The 23,738-nt window shown below is 63.2% G+C and carries 19 protein-coding genes; 7 read left to right on the plus strand and 12 right to left on the minus strand.

The annotated features are described in order from the left end of the window. Positions 1-361: 361 nt before the first annotated feature. Positions 362-979: a GNAT family N-acetyltransferase gene (locus IFJ82_RS13410; RefSeq protein ID WP_192264890.1), complete on the plus strand. Its 618-nt coding sequence runs from the start codon at positions 362-364 to the stop codon at positions 977-979. Positions 980-1,077: 98 nt separating this feature from the next. Here IFJ82_RS13410 and bla read toward each other — a convergent pair whose 3' ends face one another. The 5 genes from bla to IFJ82_RS13435 all read right to left on the minus strand — a co-directional run bounded on the left by bla (position 1,078) and on the right by IFJ82_RS13435 (position 7,089). Continuing rightward, positions 1,078-1,953, minus strand: coding sequence for a class A beta-lactamase (bla, locus tag IFJ82_RS13415; protein ID WP_192264892.1), 876 nt, complete (start codon positions 1,951-1,953; stop codon positions 1,078-1,080). Between the two features lie 165 nt (positions 1,954-2,118). Further along, positions 2,119-3,618: an ATP-binding protein gene (locus tag IFJ82_RS13420; RefSeq protein ID WP_192264894.1), complete on the minus strand. Its 1,500-nt coding sequence runs from the start codon at positions 3,616-3,618 to the stop codon at positions 2,119-2,121. Continuing rightward, positions 3,615-4,901, minus strand: a complete 1,287-nt coding sequence (locus IFJ82_RS13425; protein WP_192264896.1) for a TIGR03862 family flavoprotein — start codon at positions 4,899-4,901, stop codon at positions 3,615-3,617. The genes IFJ82_RS13420 and IFJ82_RS13425 overlap by 4 nt, the downstream gene beginning before the upstream one ends. Further along, entirely contained in the window at positions 4,901-5,767 is an 867-nt protein-coding gene (gene cysE, locus IFJ82_RS13430; protein WP_062809785.1) for a serine O-acetyltransferase, read from the minus strand. The genes IFJ82_RS13425 and cysE overlap by 1 nt, the downstream gene beginning before the upstream one ends. An 86-nt stretch (positions 5,768-5,853) precedes the next feature. Next, positions 5,854-7,089, minus strand: coding sequence for a UbiH/UbiF/VisC/COQ6 family ubiquinone biosynthesis hydroxylase (locus IFJ82_RS13435; RefSeq protein ID WP_175575119.1), 1,236 nt, complete (start codon positions 7,087-7,089; stop codon positions 5,854-5,856). A 252-nt stretch (positions 7,090-7,341) separates the two neighbouring features. Here IFJ82_RS13435 and IFJ82_RS13440 point away from each other — a divergent pair, with 252 nt between their 5' ends. Together IFJ82_RS13440 and IFJ82_RS13445 are read left to right on the plus strand one after the other, a co-directional pair. Further along, positions 7,342-7,680 (plus strand): P-II family nitrogen regulator, encoded by a 339-nt coding sequence (locus tag IFJ82_RS13440; RefSeq protein ID WP_003617852.1) that lies wholly within the window; start codon positions 7,342-7,344, stop codon positions 7,678-7,680. A 93-nt stretch (positions 7,681-7,773) separates the two neighbouring features. Then, positions 7,774-8,277, plus strand: a complete 504-nt coding sequence (locus IFJ82_RS13445) for a hypothetical protein (protein ID WP_062808599.1) — start codon at positions 7,774-7,776, stop codon at positions 8,275-8,277. Between the two features lie 328 nt (positions 8,278-8,605). On the opposite strand, the gene IFJ82_RS13450 is transcribed toward IFJ82_RS13445, so the two are convergent. From IFJ82_RS13450 to IFJ82_RS13460, 3 genes are all read right to left on the minus strand, one after another. Beyond that, positions 8,606-9,658 carry a retroviral-like aspartic protease family protein gene (locus IFJ82_RS13450; protein WP_192264897.1) on the minus strand — a complete coding sequence of 351 codons (1,053 nt, stop codon included), beginning with the start codon at positions 9,656-9,658 and terminating at the stop codon, positions 8,606-8,608. Positions 9,659-9,660: 2 nt separating this feature from the next. Beyond that, positions 9,661-10,620: a prolyl aminopeptidase gene (pip, locus tag IFJ82_RS13455; protein WP_192264899.1), complete on the minus strand. Its 960-nt coding sequence runs from the start codon at positions 10,618-10,620 to the stop codon at positions 9,661-9,663. Between the two features lie 226 nt (positions 10,621-10,846). After that, the gene (locus IFJ82_RS13460) at positions 10,847-11,821 is read right to left on the minus strand and encodes a tyrosine recombinase XerC (protein WP_003617844.1); all 975 of its coding nucleotides are present in this window, start codon (positions 11,819-11,821) and stop codon (positions 10,847-10,849) included. A 323-nt stretch (positions 11,822-12,144) separates the two neighbouring features. Here IFJ82_RS13460 and IFJ82_RS13465 point away from each other — a divergent pair, with 323 nt between their 5' ends. After that, positions 12,145-14,325, plus strand: coding sequence for a primosomal protein N' (locus IFJ82_RS13465; RefSeq protein WP_239026134.1), 2,181 nt, complete (start codon positions 12,145-12,147; stop codon positions 14,323-14,325). A gap of 568 nt (positions 14,326-14,893) precedes the next feature. On the opposite strand, the gene IFJ82_RS13470 is transcribed toward IFJ82_RS13465, so the two are convergent. Continuing rightward, positions 14,894-16,579: an NAD(P)/FAD-dependent oxidoreductase gene (locus IFJ82_RS13470; RefSeq protein WP_192264901.1), complete on the minus strand. Its 1,686-nt coding sequence runs from the start codon at positions 16,577-16,579 to the stop codon at positions 14,894-14,896. Between the two features lie 244 nt (positions 16,580-16,823). On the opposite strand from IFJ82_RS13470, the gene IFJ82_RS13475 reads away from it, so the two are divergent. The 3 genes from IFJ82_RS13475 (at position 16,824) to IFJ82_RS13485 (ending at position 20,454) form a co-directional block, all read left to right on the plus strand. Next, on the plus strand, positions 16,824-17,870 hold the full coding sequence (locus tag IFJ82_RS13475; RefSeq protein WP_003617841.1) for a cation diffusion facilitator family transporter: 1,047 nt from the start codon (positions 16,824-16,826) through the stop codon (positions 17,868-17,870). Between the two features lie 23 nt (positions 17,871-17,893). Further along, positions 17,894-18,820 carry a cation diffusion facilitator family transporter gene (locus IFJ82_RS13480; RefSeq protein ID WP_075631568.1) on the plus strand — a complete coding sequence of 309 codons (927 nt, stop codon included), beginning with the start codon at positions 17,894-17,896 and terminating at the stop codon, positions 18,818-18,820. A 257-nt stretch (positions 18,821-19,077) separates the two neighbouring features. Next, on the plus strand, positions 19,078-20,454 hold the full coding sequence (locus tag IFJ82_RS13485; RefSeq protein ID WP_003617838.1) for a chloride channel protein: 1,377 nt from the start codon (positions 19,078-19,080) through the stop codon (positions 20,452-20,454). A gap of 84 nt (positions 20,455-20,538) precedes the next feature. Here the strand turns inward: IFJ82_RS13485 and IFJ82_RS13490 are convergent, their stop codons facing one another. The 3 genes from IFJ82_RS13490 to IFJ82_RS13500 are packed head-to-tail and all read right to left on the minus strand — an operon-like array spanning position 20,539 to position 23,686. After that, positions 20,539-21,576 carry a glycosyltransferase gene (locus IFJ82_RS13490; protein WP_192266563.1) on the minus strand — a complete coding sequence of 346 codons (1,038 nt, stop codon included), beginning with the start codon at positions 21,574-21,576 and terminating at the stop codon, positions 20,539-20,541. A gap of 47 nt (positions 21,577-21,623) precedes the next feature. After that, on the minus strand, positions 21,624-22,685 hold the full coding sequence (locus IFJ82_RS13495) for a WD40 repeat domain-containing protein (protein WP_408901689.1): 1,062 nt from the start codon (positions 22,683-22,685) through the stop codon (positions 21,624-21,626). Between the two features lie 8 nt (positions 22,686-22,693). Beyond that, entirely contained in the window at positions 22,694-23,686 is a 993-nt protein-coding gene (locus tag IFJ82_RS13500) for a CobW family GTP-binding protein (RefSeq protein ID WP_192264905.1), read from the minus strand. Between the last annotated feature and the right edge of the window lie 52 nt (positions 23,687-23,738).

The raw sequence follows: 23,738 nt of genomic DNA on the forward strand, positions 1-23,738 counted from the left end.
CACAGCCTGGAATCACATTCCTTTGGTCCTGTGGCGAGGCTTGCCCATAGCCCCCTGCGGGATATCGCCTTTTTGGCCAATGCGACATCTGGACACTTCCCACCCCTTGCCCTTGCCCTTGCCCTTGCCCTTGCCCTTGCCCTTGCCGGACAGGCTGGGTCGGTTCCTGAGGAACGCGACATAAGAGATTGTTTGAAAACAAATCATTGATAAACATAAGAAAGGTTTTTTGGGTGCCCCTTATTTCAAAAAGGTAGCAGTCTTCTGAAGCTTTTTAGAAAAAGCTTCACCAAAAACTTTTATAATTTCAGTATGTTATTGAGCCTGACTTTTCAAACAGCTTCCAAGAAAGAACAAAACCGTGGAGCTTCATTCGCGACGGCTGATCCTGCGCACATGGGAAGACAGGCACCGGGCCGCCTTTGCGGACATGTCGGCCGATCCCGCGGTCATGGAATACATGCTGCCCATGACACGACAGGCCGCCTATACGACATGGATCGACACCCAGCGCGCGCACCAACACGAACATGGCTTTTGTTTCTGGGCCGTGGAAGATCGTACGGACGGTACATTCGTGGGCACGGTTGGACTGCACCGGGTGGGATATGATGCCCCGTTTACCCCGGCGGTGGAAATTGGCTGGCGCGTGGCGCACCCTTTCTGGGGCCGGGGTTACGCACCAGAGGCCGCAGCCCTCTGCCTGCGTTTCGGGTTTGAAACGCTGCAACTGCCGGAAATCGTCGCAAACACGGCGCCAGATAACCAACGTTCGCGTCACGTCATGGAAAAGCTGGGAATGATGCGTGACCCACAGGATGATTTTTATCATCCGCACATCGCGTTGGGACACCCGTTGCGCCGGCAGGTCCTCTATCGCCTGACCCGCGAACGCTGGACGACAAGGAACATGACGGCACCAGAAGGTACCCAGCAAGAGGCTGCGATCCAACCCACCCGCCCGAAAACAGGGACCTGATTACAAAAACGAAAAACATTCACGGATGCCGCCCGGGTTCAACACGGCAACATCCTTTTGATGTTTTTGGGAACAGTCCCCCGACATGCCGACAGTTTTCAGCCTGTCGTCAGGGTCCGCGCCACAAGCCGCCCCACACCGGCAAAGACATTGGCGAACTGCGGTTCTGTGGGTGTCCCACCCCGCGTATAGACGCACATGACGATGGGCATATCGGGGTGGGGCCATGCCACCGCAATGTCGCCTGCCGCATCACGGGCATTGTTCCCGGTCTTGTCCCCCACCACCCAGTTCGCGGGCAATCCCGCACGCAGACGGTTCTTCCCGGTCTGGCACCCGATCAGCCAACGCGTCAGAAGCGCACGCGACGACGGCGACAGCATCGCCCCCAGTACAAGCCCCTGCATGATCCCCGCCATTGCGGCAGGGGTCGTCGTATCACGCACCCCACCGGCAGGCGTGCGATTCAGGAAGGGTTCTGGGTCATCAAGCCGCGTCGTCCCATCGCCCATCGCCCGCCAGAACGCCGTCAATGCAGGCGGCCCACCAATACGCGACAGCAGGAGCGTGGCGCAGCTATTATCGCTCAGCTCCACCGCGCCTTTGCACATATCTTCCACGGACATACCCGCATGTCCCTGCGCCAGCGCGGCCTTTGCCACCGGGGCATACCAGTCCTGGATATCTGCGCCGGTCAGGGGAATGACACGGTCCAGCCCATCACGCCCCTGATCCACATGCGACAGCACACATGCGACAAGCGACGCCTTGAACGTACTGCACATGACAAAACGTTCGTCTGCCCGCCACAGCAGTTTCCGCCCGGTTACGATATTATGGGCATAAACCCCGACATGGCCGCCCGTGGCACGTTCATAACCGGACAGGACAGCAGGAACCGCCGCATCGGCATGGGCATGGGCTGGCGACAGTATGAAAGCCGATCCGCATGCCATGAAATCACGACGTCGCATATGTTTCCCACTTCATCCCGATGCGCATTCCAGACTGGCTGCGAACACACTTTTGCCATCCCCCAGAAAAGTACCTGGGTGTTATTTTTTCAACCGAAGACCGCCTTTTGACGCTTTGTGCAACGACAGTCGCCGAAGCTTTTCGGGATGAGTGCCTTTCACCCCTTACGCGGGTGCATCGGGCAATGCCGGGGCGGTTTCCCAGCCAAGGCCGACGATGACAGCACTGCGGCGGCCCATCCCATCCATGCGCAGGACGATGACGTTCTGTTCCTCCAGATAGGTCAACTGCCGCCGCGCCCGACCCAGCGAGTGGGTGCCATAGGCACGCGCGATCGTTGCATCCGATGGGCAGGGCAGTTTTTCCAGCGCACTGCGGGCAATCAGCAGGAAAATCCCCTGCACGTCCTCAGGCAGGGCCGAGGCCATCTGTTCAGCCTGCTTCCACACATCCGTCTGTGCCATGCGGGCGTCGACACCGGCGCGTGCGGTGGCCAGTGCGCGGCGAAAACGCGGCATGTCCAACGCCTGCCGCCCCATCCCCTCGATCCGGCAACGGACAAGGAAATCCTGATACAGCACATGGACCGGCCGGAATCCGGCCTCCTCATCTTGCAAGATATCAGCAAGAATCGCGGCGAAACGCTGTTTCTGCTCCACGGGATCGATATCGGGCGGGGCTTCGACCTCGACCTCTGCCTCGGCACGGGCGACATCGGCATGCGCCGCAAGCTGGGCCAGAATATCGGGCGGCGGGGTGGCAGGACGCGGCGCGCGCGCAGGCAGTTCACGTTCCGGAACGGGTGTCAGGATCAGTTCGCGGATTTCTTCCGCCGGGGCGGTGGGCTCGAACGGCATCAGCGCAGGCCCGGCGGAACGGCTTTCGGTTTCCACCGCCCCGATCCGCACGGCAAGGGGGCGACGGCTGATGGCGGGGCCGAGGGCAACGAAACAGCCACGTTCCAGGTCGCGGAAGCTTTCGGCCTGCCTGCGCTCCATGCCCAGCAGGTCGGCCGCACGCATCATGTCGATATCGAGAAAGGTCCGCCCCATCAGGAAGTTGGAGGCTTCGGCCGCGACATTCTTCGCCAGCTTCGCCAGGCGCTGCGTCGCGATGATACCCGCCAGCCCACGCTTGCGCCCACGGCACATCAGGTTGGTCATCGCACCCAGCGATGCCCGCCGCGCCTCGTCCGAAACCTCGCCCGCGGCGGCGGGGGCGAACATCTGCGCCTCATCGACCACGACAACCACAGGATACCAGTATTCGCGCGGCACTTCGAACATGCCCCCCAGAAAGGCCGCGGCACGACGCATCTGCACCTCTGCGTCCACGCCTTCCAGATTCAGCACGACAGAGGCACGATGCACGCGCATGCGCTCGCCCGCCGCCTGCAACGCGGCCTCGGTATGTTCGGCGGCGTCGATGACCAGATGGCCATAATGCTCTGCCAGGCTTACGAAATCGCCTTCGGGGTCAATGATCGCCTGCTGCACCAGGCGGGCGGACTGTTCCAGCAGCCGACGCAGCAGGTGTGACTTGCCCGACCCCGAATTGCCCTGCACCAGCAGGCGCGTGGACAGCAGTTCCGCAAGGTCCATCGTGACGGGGGCGTCCCCTGCGGTGGCCCCCCGTCGTTCCCCAATCGTGATCGCTACCGTCATGGGGCTGACGGATACAGCCCCTTGGGGGTGTCGCGCAACCATTGCACCGCACCGGCCGCAGCCCAACGCCCCATCGCAATACAGGCCTGCAACAGGTAGCCACCGGTCGGTGCCTCCCAGTCCACCATTTCGCCTGCGACAAACACACCGGGCAGCTTGCGCAGCATCAGGCGCGTATCCACATCGTCCCAGCGCACGCCACCCGCCACCGAAATCGCGCGGTCGATAGCGTCCGTCCCCTCCACCACCAGCGGCACATCCTTGAGCAGCATCGCCAGCGCCCGTGGTTCGCGCGGCAGGTTGACGCCCCCGCCCTCACGCAGCAGCGCGAGCATGACGGGCGACAGGCGCACCCCCTTGCGCAGCAGGTTCGACACGCTTTCCCGTCCCCGCACGCGGGCAAGGCGCTGCGTCACCTGTGCGATATCCATGTCGGGGCGCAGGTCGATATGGATGCGCACCTGCCCCTGCTGGCGCGCAAGTGCATCGCGGATGGGCGTGGACAGGGCATAGACGACGCCCCCCTCGATCCCGTTTCGGGTGACAACGGCCTCCCCCCGTGCGTGGGTTTCGCCGATCCGCATGGCAATCCCATGCAGCGGCGCACCTTCGAAACGTGCGCGCATCAGATCGGACCAGCCGATGCGAAAACCACAATTGGCGGGCCGGAATGGCGCGACCGCCACGCCACGCGATGCCACGATATCACTCCACGCCCCATTGGCACCCAGCCGCGCCCAGCTTGCCCCGCCTGTCGCCAGCACCAGCGCATCGGCGCGCAATGCAACCTCCGCCCCATCCGGCCCCGCCACACGGAGCTGCCCCGCCGCGTCCCAGCCCAGCCAGCGATGCCGCGTCATGATCCGCACCCCCGCCCCCTCCAGCCGTGCAACCCACGCCCGCAGCAGGGGCGATGCCTTCATCGCCACGGGAAAGATCCGGCCACTGCTGCCGACATAACAGGGCTGTCCCAATTCCCGCGCCCAGTCGCACATGTCATCGGGACCAAAAGCCGCAAGGGCTTCGGCAAGGTGGGGCCGCGCCGCGCCATAGCGCGCCATGAACCGCGCCATCGGTTCGGAATGCGTCAGGTTCAGGCCACCACGCCCGGCCATCATGAATTTGCGCCCCACGGTGGGACATTGTTCAAGCACACGCACACGACATCGCGCTGCCGACAGAACTTCCGCCGCGGCCAGCCCCGCCGGGCCACCGCCGATCACAATGACCTCTGCCCCGTCCCCCCTATCATCGCCACCACCAGGCACACCGGGTCCAGCCATCAGATGATATAGTCAAGCGGCGGCAGCATCTGGTCCATGGTAAAGGCAGGAAGCGACGAATGCCGTGTACCAACCGAACGCGCGGGATTGCCGACAACGGTGGTATAGGGGGCGACGGATTCCAGCACGATCGACCCCGCGCCGATCTTTGCCCCTTCGCCAATTTCGATATTGCCCAGAATCTTGGCCCCCGCCCCGATCAGGACACCACGGCGCACCTTGGGGTGGCGGTCCCCCACATTCTTACCGGTTCCCCCCAGCGTCACCCCCTGCAACAGGGACACATCGTCCTCCAGCACCGAGGTTTCGCCAATGACGATGCCCGTACCATGATCGAACAGGATACGCCGCCCCAGCCGCGCGGCAGGGTGGATATCCACCGCGAACAGTTCCGAACACCGGCTTTGCAGATGCAGCGCAAGATATTCACGCCCGTTGTTCCACAGCCAGTGCGCGACGCGATGGCTCTGCACCGCATGATATCCCTTAAAGAACAGGAAGGGCGTCGCATAATTGCCGGTCGCGGGGTCACGTTCGCGAATCGCGACAAGGTCCGCCGCCGCTGCCGCAACGATATCAGGGTCCGCCTCAAACACTTCTGTCACCAGTTCGGACAACGCATCATCCGCCACCGCCCGATCGCCCAGCTTGCGCCCGATCAACGCCGCCAGCGCCGCGCCAAAGGTGGCGTGGTTGCGTATCCCGGTGGCAAGCAGCCCCTTCACCAGCGGGTCGCAGCACCCGCAGGCCGGCTCCACGATTTCATGCCACAGGGCATCGACATCAATACCTGACAGCGTGGGCGGCAGGACCGGCGGCCGACGCTGTTCGGTCATCGAAGGGGCGGAAGGCTGACGTTCAGACATGTCGGGGCATCCGTTCAGAAAAGGCGAAAGGACATCATCATCGCGCAATCATAGCGCACCTGGTGGACATGGTGCCACCACGCCCCTTACAGGCCCATGGCATGGCGTGCGAATGCCCGGCGCAGCGGGGTAATGCGGTTCACCCCCGCCAGCCCGACATCCCGCGCCAGGCGCAGCACGGGATTATCATTGCCAAACAGCCGTTCCAGCACGTCCGTCGCCGCCAGCATCAGCATATTGGCCGGACGGCAGCGCGCCTGATAATCCCGCAGGACGGACGGATCGCCCACATCGCCGCCACGCGCATGCACGCCCGCCAGGATATCCGACAACGCAATCACGTCGCGAAAACCAAGATTGAGCCCCTGCCCCGCAATGGGATGGATCCCATGCGCCGAATCCCCCACAAGCACGAGGCGCGTATCGATATAACGCTGCGCATACTGTGCCGACAGCGGATAGACCCAGCGCCGTCCCACCGGCGTCACCGCCCCCAGCCAGTCGCCCATGCGCCGGTGGATTTCATGGGTGAAGGCATCAGCAGGCAGTTCGGCAAGCCGATGGGCCAGTTTTTCCCCATCCGTCCAGACCAGCGCGGACAGGTTGGGATGTTCCGCCGTCCCGGCCATGGGCAATTGCGCAAAGGGACCGGCAGGCAGGAAATGTTCCAGCGCACGGCCTTCGTGCGGGCGTTCATGGGCCACGGCACACACGATCCCGCACTGGTGATACGGCAGGCGCGTCACCACGATGCCCGCCTGCGTGCGCAGCGGACTGCGCCGTCCCTCGGCCGCAACCACAAGGCGGGCGGAAATCGTGCGTCCACTGCGCGTGGTGATGACCGCGCCATCGGCCTTGCGCACGACCGTGGCCTCGTCCGGGGCAAGGACACTTACCCCCGGCGTCGCGTGCAACGTGGCGTTCAGCGCGACACGCAGGGCACGCGCCTCGATCATGGACCCGAATGGCTCGGACGCGTCCTCACGCCCGAATTCAAGGAATAATGGTGAAGGTCGCTGCCCCGGCCGGCCATCGGTCACGCGAATTTCGCGAATGTCGCATGATGGCATCGGCAGGTTCCGCCACACGCCCGCCGCCTCCAGCAGGCGGCGCGACCCCGCCGCAATGGCATAGGCACGACCGTCAAAGGCGGGATGTTCCATCGGCGGCAGGGCCGCACGGTCGATGATGACCACGCGCATCCCCTCCACCGCGAGGCGACACGCAAGGGTCGCGCCCACAGGGCCAGCCCCCACGATGCAGACATCCACCTCCATCGCGGCCGCCGGGGGGGACGGGGGGGCTGTCATGTGTTCGCTCATGGTCTTCCTGTATCCTGATCGTGGCCACCGTGGGGGAACCCCGGACCCTGCCGGGGTGTTCACGCGCTGTGCCCCGCAGATATGGCATGCAACGCACCCTCTGTCCAAACGACACGCACCGACAGGTGACGTAATCGGATGACACGATGCGCACACTCGCGATATAGGATAGGACCGGATGCACGAACGATATACTGGCCCCCGATATAATACTGCCCCCGTCCGCAACGACAGGAATGGAGATACGGTGCGATGAAGCTTGTTACAGCCATCATCAAGCCTTTCAAGCTCGACGACGTGCGCGAGGCCCTGACCCCGTTGGGAATCCAGGGTCTTACGGTATCGGAGGTCAAAGGATTCGGGCGCCAGAAAGGCCAGACCGAAATCTATCGCGGCGCGGAATACCATGTCAGCTTCCTGCCCAAGATCAAGATCGAGGTCGCGGTGCCCGATGACCTTGTGGAACAGACCATCGAAACCATCGTGCAGGCCGCCCATACCGGCAAGATCGGCGACGGCAAGATTTTCATTACCCCCCTTGAAAGCGTGGTACGCATCCGCACCCGTGAAACTGGCGACAGCGCGCTATAGCGCCTGCCCGGCGCGGCCGTATCACCCACCGTTTTCATCATCGCCCTGGTTTCATCATCGCCTTGGCGCATCATATCGGAGGACTGTTTTTTCATGATTCTTTCCCGCCGCACCTACCTGACCGCAGCCATGGCCCTGGGCCTGCCTGCTGCAATGGCGCTCTCCCCCGCCACCGGCCATGCCCGCGAGACGTCAAAGGCCTGCCACCAGAAATTCGTGGCCGCCCGCACCGCCGGCACCCTGAACGGGCAGACCTATAAGGCGTTCAAGACCGCACAGTGCGACGACGCCGCCACCCCGGCCACGACCGCGGCACCGGCCACCCCCGCCGCAGCCACCACGGCCCCTGCCGAAGCCCCCAAGCCCGCGACGACAGCACAGGCAACGCCCGCAGCCACCGCCCCGGTCGCGACGAATGCCACCCTGCCCAGCGCGGTTTCAGCCAAATACGCCAAGGAAACGGCAGGCAAGGCCCGCCTGCATACCTGCCTTGACCAGTACAACGCGAACAAATCGACCAATGCCAATGGCGGCCTGCGCTGGATCGAACGCGGTGGCGGGTATTACAGCGTGTGCAATGCCCACCTGAAGGGCTGATCGACACACGCCCCCGTTTCCCGTCCCCGGGGAACGGGGGCTGCCAGTCGCCACATCACACAAGGAGCCTGCACAGAGGCGTCAGGGACGCGGTTTAAAAAATCAGAGCCGGCATCCCACTGAATGATAAAAGTTTTTCGGTGCCACCTTTCTTGAAATAAGGCGGTGCCTTCTGAAGATTTTTGAAAAAAGCTTCACCAGAAACTTTCATCATTTTCCGATCTTATCGGTCTTACCCTTTCAAACAGTCTTTTGGGGATATCTGGTATTTCGGAGGTTTTTAAAAATCTCCACCAGCCATATGAGGCTTCGTACCAGGGTGCCGCCCCTATGGCCGCGTGCCGGATGCGGGATGGGGCGCATGACGTGGCGCCACCGGCATCATGACGGGATCAGACGCCAGACGGGCAGGTACGGGCGTATGCAGCGCGGGCCTGACAAACGCCTGTCCCGTCGCATATGAAATCCAGACCCGGTGCGTCGCAAACCAGTCCGATCCAAGCAGCATCTCCAGCCCTTCGCGCAGGGGGGCCACCGTCATGACGGTATTGCGTTCCAGTTCATGACCGATCTGCAGGCTGCTGAAACGATGCCAGTGATAGACATCCTCATGCCCGTCAATCCCGCTGGTAATCCCGCCGGGATCGGTCTCAAGCTGTTGTGCGGGCACGCCAAGGCGGGCCGCCACATGGGGCGAGACAATACGGGAGCGCGCACCACTGTCGAGCAGCGCCATCACCGGTTGCCCGTTGATACGCACATTCAGCATGAACCGGTTTTCCTGACGTTGCAGCGGCAGGGTGTCATACCATCCCGCCCAGGCCGGGGGCTGTGCGCAGGCCAGCGAGGCCGCATGCACCTCCCACAGGCCAAGCTGCCCATTGGGGACATCCATGTCGAGGTCGAAGCGCGACAGGATATCCCCGCCAAGCAGCCCCCCCACAGGGGGCGTAATCATCGGCTGTCCCGGCAGGATACCCACCGGGGCGGACATGACGCCAAAATCAATCCCGCCAATGCGCAGATCCGGCACGATGGCATTGGGCGTGGCATGTGCGGTGCCGCCTGTCCCATGGACCACCGTCTGCTGATCCGGGTCGAGGGCAAGGCGCAGGCGATGCACCATTTCCGGTGTCAGCAACCCACCATCGGACCCTGTATCCACCAGCAGGCTGAGGTCACGCCCGGCCACCTGCGCCACAATCGACAGATACCCGCCATCATTACGCAACGGCACCTGCGCGACATGACGGCGCGAACACAGTCGCGCCGCATCCTGTGCATGGGCATGACGGACCGGCGGCACCTGCACGCAGGCGAGCAGCATGGCCAGGCCGGCCACGACACCACATACCGGACGGAAATGGCGGGGGATGGCCATCGTTACAGCCGGTCGGCAAACGAATCCGTCGCATCCAGCAGGGCGGCCATGATCCCCTCTTCCGACATGGCGTGTCCCGCCGCATCAACCAGCCGGAACGTCGCCTCCGGCCATGCACGGTGCAGATCCCATGCCGTGCGCATGGGCGTGGCCACGTCATAGCGGCCCTGCACGATCACGGTGGGAATATGGCGGATCAACCCGACATCGCGAATCAACTGCCCCTCCTCCAGCCAGCCGCCATGGACAAAATAATGATTCTCGATACGTGAAAATGCGAGGGCATAGCGGATGTCAGCATGCTGCGCCGCGATGTCAGGCACCGGCAAAAGCGTCAGCGTCTCCCCCTCCCACAGGCTCCACGCCAGGGCGGCACGGTCACGTTCCTCCCCTTCCGGGCCGGTCAGACGCCTGCGATAGGCCGCGATCAGGTCATCGCGTTCGTCAGGCGGGATGGGGGCGATGAACCGTTCCCACCTGTCGGGAAACAGCCATGACGCGCCTTCCTGATAATACCACAGCAGTTCAGCCCGCCGCAGGGTAAAGATCCCACGCAGCACAAGCGCACTGACCCGGTCGGGATGCGTCTGCGCATAGGCCAGCGCCAACGTCGATCCCCACGACCCGCCGAATACCATCCATGCGGGCGCACCCGTCATTTCACGCAGGCGTTCGATATCGCCCACCAGATGCCATGTCGTGTTGTTATCCAGCGCGGCATGCGGTTTCGAACGGCCACACCCACGCTGATCGAACAGCAAGATGCGATAGCGCGCGGGATCGAACATCCGCCGTTGCAACGCGGAACATCCCCCCCCCGGTCCCCCATGGAGGAACACGACGGGTATGCCATCGGGATTGCCGCACAATTCCCAATAAACCCGATGCCCATCCCCGGTATCAAGATATCCGTGGTCATAGGGTTCGATCGGGGGATAGGGCTGTCTGGGAAGCTGGTTCATGACAATCAAAAACTCCGGTTTCCTGCTGGGATATCCTTATCCCTCATCTGCGCACGGACAAGGCTTTTGCGGACAGGGCTTTCGCGGACAGGGCTGTGCCCCATTATTTCCCCATCCCCCATCCGGGCCGCAACGGGGCCACCCGATCACACCCGATACCGCCTGACGGGCATATGAAACGCCACGCCGGGGGATACCAACGGGCCATCATGCTGCGACAGTCCCCTCATGCCCCGGCGCGCGGGTGCGCGCGTGTCCATACGTCCAGCAGGCGCGATTCATCGGCCAGGGTATAACGCTGCGTCGTGGACAGGCTGGCATGGCCCAGCAATTCCTGAATCACACGCAGGTCCGCCCCCCCTTCCATCAGGTGCGTTGCAAATGAATGACGCAGCGCGTGCGGGGTTGCATGGTCCGGCAGGCCCGCCATATGCCGCCACGTCCGCATCGCGCGCTGCGCCACGGCTGCCTGCAGTCGGCCACCGCGCACACCGGGGAACAGTGGCGCCCCGGCAACCGGCGCGGGATGATGGCGTCGCCATTCACGCAGGGCGCGGCCCACGACCGGCAGAAGGGGCACCATACGTTCCTTGCCCCCCTTGCCCATGATCCGCAGCACACCTTCGTCCGCGCCCCCACCAAGCGCCATGGCGCGGTCAAGATCCGCCACATCAAGCGACAGTGCCTCTGAAATACGCAAACCACAGCCATATAGCAGCAGGAACAGCGCACCGTCGCGCATGCGGGCCATGGGGGTATGCGCGATTTCGCCCACGCCCTGCGGCACCTCCAGCGCGTCTTCATGGCTCAGGGGACGGGGCAGGGTTTTCTTTACACGCGGGGCCGCCAGCAGCGCAGGCGCGGGGTTATCCACCCCATGATGCCGCGCAAGGTAGCGAAAGAACGAACGCAGGGCCGAAACCCGTCGCGCCCGCGTTCGGGCCGCGCGGTCGCGGGTCGTGACACGATGGCCCGGTCGCGGGCGCAACGCCTGGTCATGTTCAAACGCCAGCCATGCCCGCAGGTCCGCAAGGCTGAGTGCATCAAGTGCCGCGACATCAACCTCCCCGCCCAGATGGCCGCCAAGGAAATCGAGGAAGCGGTGCAGGTCCCCGCGATAGGCCTCGGTCGTGCGGGGGGAGGCACGGCGTTCATCGGCCATCCAGTCCAGAAAACATGCGCATGCCTGCATGGCCATCATGGCGCGTCGTCCCCTTTATGCCCGGTCTTTTATGCCCAGCCTGTTATGTCTGGCTGTACACCGCGTTCATGATCCCATGTGCCCCCCCATGCAACAGCAGGCAAGACATCCGCCCGCCACGACGCTAGAAAACATTCATGCCGCGTCGTAACCACATGCCCGACCTGCTGGAGTCGCAACCGGACTCGCCTGCCGCCTCCGCCGATGCGCGTCCTGATCCTGCCCATGACACGCCCCATGACGGGGCACGCGACAGGACACGGGATGGGGCACGAAACGGGGCACGAGACGGGGCACAGAACGCGCCACAACGGGTGCGCGTCATGCTGCCGCTGCCATTCGCTGGTGCGCTGGATTACCGCATGCCCCCGGCGGGCACACTGCATCCCGGGGATATCGTGACAGTCCCCCTGGGCCGACGCACCGAAACCGGCGTGGTGTGGGACACACATCTGCGCCTGCCCCCTGAATTCATGCCGCCGCCCATGCCCACCGTCGCCACCGGCCGCCTGCGCGCCGTCAGCGCACGGCTGGACCTGCCCCCCCTGCCGGCCGCCCTGCGCCAGTTCATCGACTGGGTCGCGGCCTATACGCTATCACCGCCGGGCATGGTGCTGGCCATGGCGTTACGGGCCAATGCCATGGCCGCCGCCCCGCGTCCAGCCGCCGGATGGGCGGTCACGGACACGCTCCCCCCTGACCTGCGCCTGACCCCCGCACGGCACAGGGTTCTTGAGATCGCGCGTCTCGGGACGCCACTATCCACAACCGAACTGGCAAACCGGGCGGGTGTCGGGGCCAGCGTCGTGCGTGGCCTTGCACAGGCGGGTTGCCTGCGTGAAGTGGCATTGCCGACACCCCCCGCCTTTGGCATGCCCGACCCCACCCACGCCCCCCCCGTGCTGGAGGGGGAGCAGGCCGACGTCGCGCGCGCCCTGCGCAACACGGTGGCGGAGGACCGGTTCTCGATCACGCTGCTTGAAGGGGTGACAGGATCGGGCAAAACCGAAATCTATATGGAGGCCATTGCCGCATGCCTTGAAAAAGGATTGCAGGCGCTGGTCCTGCTGCCTGAAATTGCGCTGTCATCACAATGGACGGGACGTTTCGCGCGGCGTTTTGGCACACAGCCCGCATTGTGGCATTCCGACCTTGGCACGAGGTTGCGGCGCGTGACGTGGCGTTCGGTCGCCGATGGCGCGGCACGGGTGGTGGTGGGCGCGCGTTCGGCCCTGTTCCTGCCGTTCGCACGCCTTGGCCTTATCATTGTGGATGAGGAGCACGAAACCTCCTTCAAGCAGGAAGAGGGCGTCACCTACAACGCGCGGGACATGGCGGTGGTGCGCGCACGCATGGACGCGGCCCCCATCGTGCTGGTTTCCGCGACGCCCAGCCTGGAGACACTGGCCAATGTCGGCGCGGGACGGTACCGCCACCTGCGTCTGGGCGCGCGGCATGGCAATGCATCCATGCCACAGGTGCGGACACTCGACATGCGTGCCGACCCGCCCGAACGCGGGCTGTTTTTATCCCCCGTGCTGACCGGCGCGATCAGGGATGCGATCGAGCGGCAGGAACAGGCGATGCTGTTCCTCAACCGCCGTGGCTATGCGCCGCTGACACTGTGCCGCACCTGCGGGCACCGGATGCAGTGCCCGAACTGCACTGCATGGCTGGTGGAACATCGCGCGCGTCATATCCTGACATGCCATCACTGCGGGCATAACGAACAGATGCCGCCCGCATGCCCGTCATGCAACGCCGAAGACAGCCTGACCCCCATAGGCCCCGGCGTCGAACGCATTACAGAAGAAGCGCGCGCGACCTTTCCCGACGCCCGTATCCTGGTAATGGCCAGCGATACACTCCACGGTCCTGCGGCCACCGCAGACGCGGTCGAACGCATCGCCCGTCGCGAAATCGACCTGGTGATCGGCACGCAGATCGTCGCCAAGGGGTGGCATTTCCCGCACCTGACGGTGGTGGGGATCGTCGATGCGGACCTTGGCCTTGGCGGTGGCGACCTGCGCGCGGCCGAACGCACGGTGCAACTGCTGCACCAGGTGGCCGGGCGCGCAGGCCGTGCAGAGGCAGCGGGACATGTCCTGTTGCAAAGCTATGTGCCCGACCATCCGGTGATGGAAGCGCTGGTTTCGGGCGATTTCACAAGCTTCATGGAGCAGGAAGCCGAACAGCGCCGCCCCGGTTTCTGGCCCCCCTTCGGCCGCCTTGTCGCCCTGATCGTAAGTGCTGACACCCCCGAAGCCGCCGACATGACCGCCCGCGCACTGGGGCATGCGGCCCCGCACCTTGATGGTGTGCAGGTGCTTGGCCCCGCACCCGCGCCACTTGCCATCCTGCGCGGACGTCACAGGCAACGCCTGTTGCTGCGCGCGCGGCGCAACATCCCGGTCCAGCCGATCATGCGCGAATGGCTGTCACGTGTGAAACCCGAACGCGGGGCGCGCGTGGATGTGGATATCGACCCGATTTCGTTCCTGTAGGACAGAAGCACAAAGGTCTACCTGCCTTAGAAATTGTTTGAAAATAACTCATTGATAAAAAATAATAAAAGTTTTTGGGTGCCGCCTTTTTTTAAAAAGGCGGCGTCTTCTGAAGCTTTTTGGAAAAAGCTTCACCAAAAACCTTTATAATTTCAGAATGTTATCAAGACTGACTTTTCAAACACTCTCTGAAACACGCCATGAACAGCAACAAGGTCTTTGGTGGGGTGGTTTTCAAAAGATCCAAAGACCATCACAGGATTTTTGGAAAAAGTGATACCTGACAACTTTGATTATCCCGGTCCTGAGCGAACGATCAATTTGCACCCATAGGGACATCCATATTGCACTTTTGGTCAAATCCCGGAGCCGATCCGACAGGCTGTTGGAGACTGCTGGATCGAGATTTTACGCAAAAAACATTTCTTAAATTATGAAAATAATATAATTTTTCAGCAAAAAACAGAAATACATTTTCATAAGTTATGAATGATGTCCATTTGATCTCCCAACCCGACAGCCTGCGAACACAGATCTGCGTCAGGCAGGATTTTATGAAAATCCTGCCTTAGCGCGCTTCGGACGCATGTACCATCCCCTTGCGCACCAATCCGTCCACCGAGCGTCCCGCCAGCGACAGGGCAACGGCCTCTGCCATGCGGATGCCATCAATCCCCGCCGACAGGATACCGCCCGCATACCCCGCCCCCTCACCCGCCGGATAAAGGCCGCCGGTATTGACGCTTTGCCCATCCACACCCCGCAGGATACGCAAGGGGGAGGAAGTCCGTGTCTCCACCCCCGTCATGACGGCGTCGGCCATGGCGAATCCCTCCAGCTTACGTTCAAAGGCCGGCAACGCCTCACGCAGGGCGGCGACCACGAAATCCGGCAGGCAGGCGGCAAGGTCGGTTGGCGTGACGCCGGGGCGATAGGACGGCACGACATCGCCAAGCGAGGTGGAGGCGCGGCCGGCCAGAAAATCGCCCACCGTCTGCGCCGGGGCGAAATAACGCCCACCCCCTGCCAGGAACGCCTGACGTTCCCAGTGACGCTGGAACGCAATCCCGGCCAGAGGGCCGCCGGGATAATCCACATCCGGTGTGACACCCACCACAATTCCGGCATTTGCATTGCGTTCGGCGCGGGAATACTGGCTCATGCCATTGGTCACGACCTGTCCTTCCTCCGACGTGGCGGCGACAACCGTGCCGCCGGGGCACATGCAGAAGGAATAGACCGCACGCCCATTGGACGCATGATGCACCAACCGGTAATCCGCCGCCCCGACCACCGGGTCCGGCGTGCGGGTGCCATATCGCGCGACATCAATGACTGATTGCGGGTGTTCGATACGCACGCCGATGGAAAAGGGCTTTGCCACCATTTCCACCCCGCTGGCGTGCAGGCGGGCGAACGTGTCGCGCGCGCTGTGCCCGATGGCAAGGATGACATGCGTGGCCGCAATGACCTGCCCATCCCCCAGCCGCACCCCCCTGACGTGGCGCGCGCCATCCACCGCCACATCGATCAGCAGTTCATCCACATGCGCGTCAAAGCGGTATTCCCCGCCAAGCGCCTCGATCTGGGCGCGGATATGTTCCACCATGGAGACAAGGCGGAACGTGCCGACATGCGGGTGGGAGATATAGAGGATTTCCTCCGGCGCGCCAGCGCGCACGAACTCTTCCAGCACCTTGCGGCCATAATGGCGTGGATCGCTGACCTGGCTGTAAAGCTTGCCGTCGGAAAACGTCCCTGCCCCGCCTTCGCCGAACTGCACGTTGCTTTCGGGATTGAGGACGGATTTGCGCCACAACGCAAACGTATCGACGGTGCGTTCGCGCACCACCTTGCCACGTTCGACAATGATGGGCCGCAACCCCATCTGCGCCAGAACCAGTGCCGCCATCAGCCCGCATGGCCCCGCACCGACCACGACCGGACGGCTGTAACCCGGACGCGTGGCGAGGCGTGCGCCATCATCAATGCACATGCGATAGCGGGTGTCGGGCGCCACGACCACATTGCGGTCCTGCGCATGCGCCGCCAGCACCACATCCGCGTCACGCACCCGGCAGTCGATGGTATAGACCATCACCACCCGCCCCCGCCTGCGCGCATCATGGCCACGACGGAATATCTCGAACCCCTCCAGCGCGTCAGGGGCGATATCCAGGCGTTCCACAATGGCCTGTTCCAGCGCCGCGCGGTCATGACCAAGGGGAAGGCGCAGTTCGGTAAGTCTGATCATCGGGAAAGGGTCCATCGACACGATGATGCTCCGGCAGGGGGTATGACATGAATGGGCATGTGATCTGCAATCACCCATTGCCCGTGTGCGGCGCGCCTGCCATATCATGCCGACCCGGATGGGGCGAGGGCGGCATGTCGCATTAATGCGGGTGCCCCATGCGCGCCGCATGTCCCCAGCCGCTGAAAGTTCGCGTTCCATGGCGCAGCATCGCCGGGACACAGACCGAGGAAAGAGCGCGCCAATGGGCGACGAGCATCACGACGAATCCTGTCATGGTCATGGGCATGATCATTCCCCCCATCATGATGACGGTCATGGGCACAGCCATGACCATGATGAGGAGGATGGACATGCGGGTCATGACCATGCCCACGGCGCGTTCGGCCATCACCACGCCCATGCCCCGGCCTCGTATGGCAGGGCCTTTGCCTTCGGGATCGCGCTGAACCTGATTTACGTCATCGCAGAGGCCACATGGGGCGTCGCGTCGCATGCGCTCGCGCTGCTTGCCGATGCGGGGCATAACCTGTCCGATGTCCTGGCGCTTGGGGCCGCATGGCTGGCGGAAATCCTGTCACGGCGTTCCCCCACCGCCAATTTCACTTATGGCCTGCGCCGCTCCTCCATCCTTGCGGCGCTTGGCAATGCGGTCGCCCTCCTGCTGGTGACGGGGGGGATCATCTGGGAATCCGTGCTGCGCCTTGCCCATCCGCATCCGGTTGCGGGCATGACGGTCATGGTCGTCGCCGCCATCGGCATTGCCGTCAACGGGGTGACGGCAATGCTGTTCGCCAGCGGGGGCAAAGGGGACCTGAACCTGCGGGGCGCGTTCCTTCATATGGCATCCGATGCGCTGATGTCGCTGGCGGTGGTGGTGTCGGGCGGCATCATCGTCATGACGGGATGGCTGTGGATGGACCCGGTGGTCAGCCTGCTGGTCTCCATCTCCATCGTGGCGGGGACGTGGTCGCTGCTGCGGGATTCGCTGGATATGGCACTCGACCGGGTGCCACGTTCGGTTGATCGCATGCAGGTGGAAGAGTATCTGCGCACCCTGCCTGATATCGTGGACCTGCATGACCTGCATATCTGGCCCATCAGCACGACTGAAACCGCGCTTACGGTTCATCTTGTCCGCGATGAACATGCCCCCGCGATGAACAGCCGTACGCTGCATGATATCGCCCGCGAACTCAAGGCGCGCTTCAGGATCGTCCATCCCACGTTGCAGATGGAAACCCGCCATGATGCAACGCTGTGCATGCTTGCGGCGGCGCATAGCGTATGATCAGCACATCCCCAGACACGGCGATGCCGACCACCGCCCCCGGTTCCGGTTCCAGTTCTGGGGCATCACGCAACCTGATCGCCTGGGTGACGCTGGCGGTCAGCATCCTTGCGCTGGCGATGAAATACATGGCGTGGCGCGCAACCGGCAGTGTCGCGCTGTATTCCGACACGCTGGAGACGATCATCAATGTCGTTGCCGCCGTGGCGGGGCTGTGGGCGCTGCATGTCGCAAGCCTGCCGCCGGACGAAAACCACACCTATGGCCATTACAAGGCCGAATACCTGTCCGCCGTGGCCGAAGGGGTACTGGTGGTCATGACCGCCATAACCATCGGGCATGAGGCATGGAAGGGATGGTTCGACCCCCACCTGCCGACCAATTCCATGATCGGCGTAATCTTCAATGGCGGGGCGGGTATTCTCAACCTCGTATGGGGGGCGGTCATGATGGCGGCAGGGCGACGCCACCAGTCGCCCACCCTGATCGCGGGGGCACAGCATGTGCTGTCCGACGTATGGGCGTCAGCCGCGCTGGTGGCGGGCTTTGTGCTGATCCCGCTGACGGGATGGGACAGGCTGGACAGCATCCTTGCCGGGCTGATCGCGCTTAATGTGCTGCGCACCGGGTGGGACATGATGCGCACCTCCATCTCCGGCCTGATGGACGCGGCACCCGAACCGGCCACGCTGACGCAGATCCGCCGGATCATCTCCATCAACGCCACGGGCGCGATCGAGGCGCATGACATCCGCGCGCGTATCGTCGGCGCGATGACCTTCATCGAATTTCACCTCGTCGTTGCTGGCGACATGAGTGTGGAGGCCGCCCATCAGATCTGTGACCGTATCGAGGAGGCATTACGCCGGGAACTGGGCAGTGCGCTGATCAATATTCATGTTGAACCCGAACGCAAGGCCAAGCATAACGGCATCATTGTCCTGCCCTGATGACTGTTGCAACGGGGATGGCAGCCATGCAGTGGCACGGCGACATGATCCGGCAACCCTGTACCAACACACGGGTTTGGGGTCATTGTGGCGGTCATGCACGATGTCACCCCACCCCGAACGGCCCCTGCGCGCCACAACGCACCATCAGCACGGCGCACCCTGGAACAGTACGCCCGTCTGATAACGTTATCTCCATCTTTGCACAGCAGATACCGGTTCCGGTTCCACGTCATTACTGAAAGCCCTGTCCGGCTATGAAACCTGACCTTACCCCGGCCCGCAGGCGTCACCTGCGGCGTTCCGCACGGATCACCACGGAACAGTGGCGGCGCAAGCTTGCCTGCTGGACGGCGGCCATCGCCGTGGGAATCGTGGCGGTCGTCTTTGCCCTTGCGGCGGACAGGGCGGCGGCCATCCGCACGCACCTGATCGCATGGAACCCGTGGGTCATGCTGATTGTCACGCCAGGTGGGCTTGCCCTGTCATCATGGCTGACGCGGACATGGTTCCGTGGCGCACAGGGCAGCGGCATCCCGCAGACCATCGCGACACTGAACCTGACGAACTTCGCGGTGGTGGACCGGTTGCTGACGTTGCGGATCGCGTTTGGCAAGATCGCACTGACGACGCTGGGCCTTCTGGCCGGGGCGTCGATCGGGCGTGAGGGACCAACGGTGCAGGTGGGGGCGGCCATCATGCATACCTGCGGGCGCTGGCTGAACCTGTCCACCGTCAGCATGCGGCGGGGCCTGATCCTGGCGGGGGGGGCATCGGGCGTGGCTGCGGCCTTCAACACGCCGCTTGCCGGGATCGTCTTTGCCATTGAGGAATTGAGCCATTCTTTCGAACAGCGTACCAGTGGCACCATGCTGACGGGTGTGATCCTGTCTGGTGTCACCGCCATCGCGCTGGTCGGCAACTATACCTATTTCGGCCATACCGACGTCAGCGTGCCCATCGGCATCAGCTGGATCGCGGTGCTGACCTGCGGCATCCTTGGCGGCGTGGGCGGTGGCGTGTTTTCCGCCATCCTGATCCGTGCGACGGCGGGCCTTCCGGGTGCGCTGGGACGCTTTGCCAAAAGCCATCCCGTGGCGTTCGCCGCCACATGCGGCCTGATGCTGGCGATCCTTGGCATCGCATCGGACGGCATCACCTACGGCACGGGATATTATCAGGCGCATGCCATCATTGATGGACAGGCGCATTACCCCGCATCGTTCTTCATCCTGAAATTCATCGCCACCATCATTTCCTACTGCTCCGGCATTCCGGGTGGGCTGTTCGCGCCATCATTGGCGATCGGGGCGGGGTTTGGTGGATGGGTGGCACAGTTCCTGCCCCACACCACGCCGGGTGCGGTCGTCCTGCTAGGGATGGTGGGATATTTTTCCGCCGTAGTACAGTCACCATTGACGGCGTCGGTCATCGTCATGGAAATGTGCGACAATCAGGAAGTCACGCTGGCCCTGCTGGCCACCGCATTCCTTGCCTATGGCGTCTCACGCATGATCTGCCACCATTCGCTATACAGTGCGCTGGCGGAATCATTCCTCGGCGGCGTGGCAAAGCAGCAACCGCCCGCCCCTCCGGCACCGGTTGCGCCAGAACAGGCAGCCCCCACGCGGTAAAGGCCAGATGCTCCTGGCACTGATTTCTAGAAAATCTTTGAAAGACATAGTGTTTTAAAAATACAGAAACCAGATTTCATGACGTCATCCCGGCACGCAGATGCGGCGGTAATACTCCAGCCATTGTTGCGTCACCGCCTCACGCGTGTAACGGGCACGGTACTGCGCATATCCCCCCGCCACGATCCGCGCACGCAGTGCCGGATCATCCAGTACGGCGCGCAGGGCATGCGTCAGGGCGGGTACGTCGTCAATCGGCACCAGCATGCCATTTTCCCCATCGCGGACATGCGCGCGCGGCCCGGCGCTGGCACAGGCGACAAGCGGCGCGCGCGCCGACCATGCATCAAGGATGACCGTCCCGAACGGTTCATAACGTGACGGCAGCACACAGACCTCCGCCGCAGCAAGCAACGCGCCACGGTCCGTCCGCCAGCCAAGGAAACGCACACGCGACGCCACCCCCAGCGTCGCAGCCAGATCCCCCAGCGCATCACGCAGCGGCCCGTCGCCTGCCATCCACAGGTAACAGTCCGGCAGGTCACGCAATGCGCGCAACAACGTCTCCAGCCCCTTTGCCTCATGCAGGCGCGACAGCGTCAGCAGCACGCGCGCATCATCGGGCGTCTTCAGGGACCGCCGCGATACCGGGGCAGCGTCCTCCACCGAGGGGAAGGTCGGGATATAGGCGACATGATCGGCAGCAACCCCGCGCGCCTGCATCGAATCCGCCATGTCAGGTGTGCAGCCAACGAACCAGCGGCAGTGCGAAAACGCGCGCAGATCCTTGTAATTACCGAACCAGCCGATGACCTGCACCAACCGCCCCGTATTGGGCGGCGTCAGTTCAGCCGCACGGCGCAGCCAGCAATGCACGATATCCGGCCGATAGCGCGCGATTGCACGCCCCACGCGCCGGCGTTGCATCATCGCAAGGGGCACATTCAGGGGATCGGTGATGACATCCACCCCCGCCGCGCGCAGTTCCGCAGCCCGCGGCGCATCCGGGCGCATCACCACGCATTGTGACAGTCCCGCATGCTGCAGGCTGAGAATCACATCGGTGGAATAAAGTTCCGCCCCGCCATTTCCCCGCCCCGCCATGATATGCAGGACGCGCACAGGGGGCACATCCAACCCGGACATGCCGCCCGCGTGCGATCCCGTGCTCAACGCGCGGACAGGTCCACGATGGCGATGCGTCCTTCCTCTGTCCCGAAAGCAAGGGCGCAGCCATCCTCGCTGAAGGTCAGGGCGGATACCGGCCCGCCCCCCGCCGTGCAGACCGGCAGGATCTTTTGCGCCGCACTGTCGGCAATCAGCACCGTGCCGTCGGCAAAACCCGCCGCCACGATGTCATGGACGGGATGGGTCGCAACACGGGTACAGGGTACGCCCGGCACCCCGCCAAGTTCCGCGGGCGCCTTGCCCATCGGCCCACCGCCAAAGAACGGCCACATCACCACGACATCCGCGCCACTGGTGACGAGCCATTTTCCATTGCGGGTAAAGGCCATCGACTGCACCTTGGAGGGGTAGCCGCTCATGCGCATGTTGTGCCCGTCCGACAGCCGCCAGCCATGCAGTTCGGATTCCTGCATCGACGTCACCAGCGCCTCGCCCTCTGGGTGGATGGCGATGCCGATATGGCTGCCCTTCCATTCCAGCAGCCGCGGCGTGTCCACCCTGGCCTGCACGAACCACATCGTCGCACCATTGTAATGCGACGCGGCGATACGTTTGCCCTTGGCGTCGAACGCAATGCCGCTGACGGTGGAGGGATGTTCCAGCGTCTTGAGCGTATTCGCCCCCGACGCATCACGCAGTTCCACATTCTTGCCCGCGGCAAAGGCGATTACGCCGCCCTTCGTCGCATCCCTGGGGTTGGTCCAGGTCGTGACATGTTCAATCCAGCGGCGGCCCTTGACCAGGTCACTGACGGACCCATCGGCGGCCACGCGGCGCAGAGCGTTGTCGTCCCCCCCCGTCAGGAACCCACCCGGCCCCGCATCGGGCGCGACCGACAGGATCGCACCATCATGGATGGTCATCACCTGCCACGCATCGGCCTGCCCCCAATCCACACGCGGGGCGAGGACGATATCCCCTTCCCCCGTGACGAAGGCGACCTGCTGGCTGTCACGCGAAATGACGCAGCCGGTCACATGGGCCTGCAATGTACGGGTGGCGCCACGCCGTTGCAGAAGGGTTTCGGGCATGGTCGTGTTCATCTGCTCACTCATCTCGCACGGCAGCTTTCAAAACCACGACGCAGTTGCGGGCGGTTAAGGTTGCGCCCGATGAACACAAGGCGCGATTGCGGGGTCTCGTCCGCTTTCCACGGGCCGATGAAGCCGCCATCAGCCATCATATGCACCGCCTGAAACGCAAAACGCTGGGGCTCACCCCTGTAATTCAGGATGCCCTTGGCGCGCAGGATGTCCGCGCCCTGTTCTTGCAACAGCGCGCCGATCCATGCCTGGAACTTTGCCGCGTCAAGCGGTTCCTCAACCACGAAGGACATCGACGTTACGTCCTCCTCATGATGGTGTTCGGTCTCTTCCAGGAAATGCGGGGCCTGCTGCAATGCGCGTTGCAGGTCGAACCCGCCCTGATCGAGCACATCGCTCAGCGCGACATCGCCGCGCTGCGCACGATGCAGGCGCGCCACGCCGTTGATCGCACGGATACGCGATTCGATGCTGGCCAGCGCCACTTCGTCCACAAGGTCGGTCTTGTTGAGGATGATCACATCGGCAAAGGCGATCTGGTTCACCGCCTCTGTGCTGTCCTCAAGGGTCTGAAGCACGTTATAGGCATCCACAACGGTCACAACCGCATCAAGGCGCGTCTTGCCGCGCACATCCTCATCGACAAAGAAGGTCTGCGCAACGGGGGCGGGATCAGCCAGGCCGGTCGTCTCCACGATGATGCCGTCGAACCTGCCGCGCCGCTTCATCAGGTTGCCAAGGATACGGATCAGGTCACCCCGCACGGTGCAGCAGATGCACCCGTTATTCATTTCGAACACTTCCTCGTCCGCATCCACGACAAGGTCGTTATCCACACCCAGTTCGCCGAATTCATTAACCACAACCGCATATTTGCGGCCATGTTCGGCGGTCAGGATGTGATTGAGCAGCGTCGTCTTTCCCGCGCCCAGAAATCCGGTCAGGACCGTGACCGGCACAAGCCTGTCCGTATCCAGCGATGCCTGCGTGGCGTCCGACATGGTGTTACTCCATCACTCTCGAATTACGTTTCCTGCATATAGGCATACTGGT

Source organism: Novacetimonas hansenii, assembly GCF_014843995.1.
Taxonomy (GTDB): domain Bacteria; phylum Pseudomonadota; class Alphaproteobacteria; order Acetobacterales; family Acetobacteraceae; genus Novacetimonas; species Novacetimonas hansenii.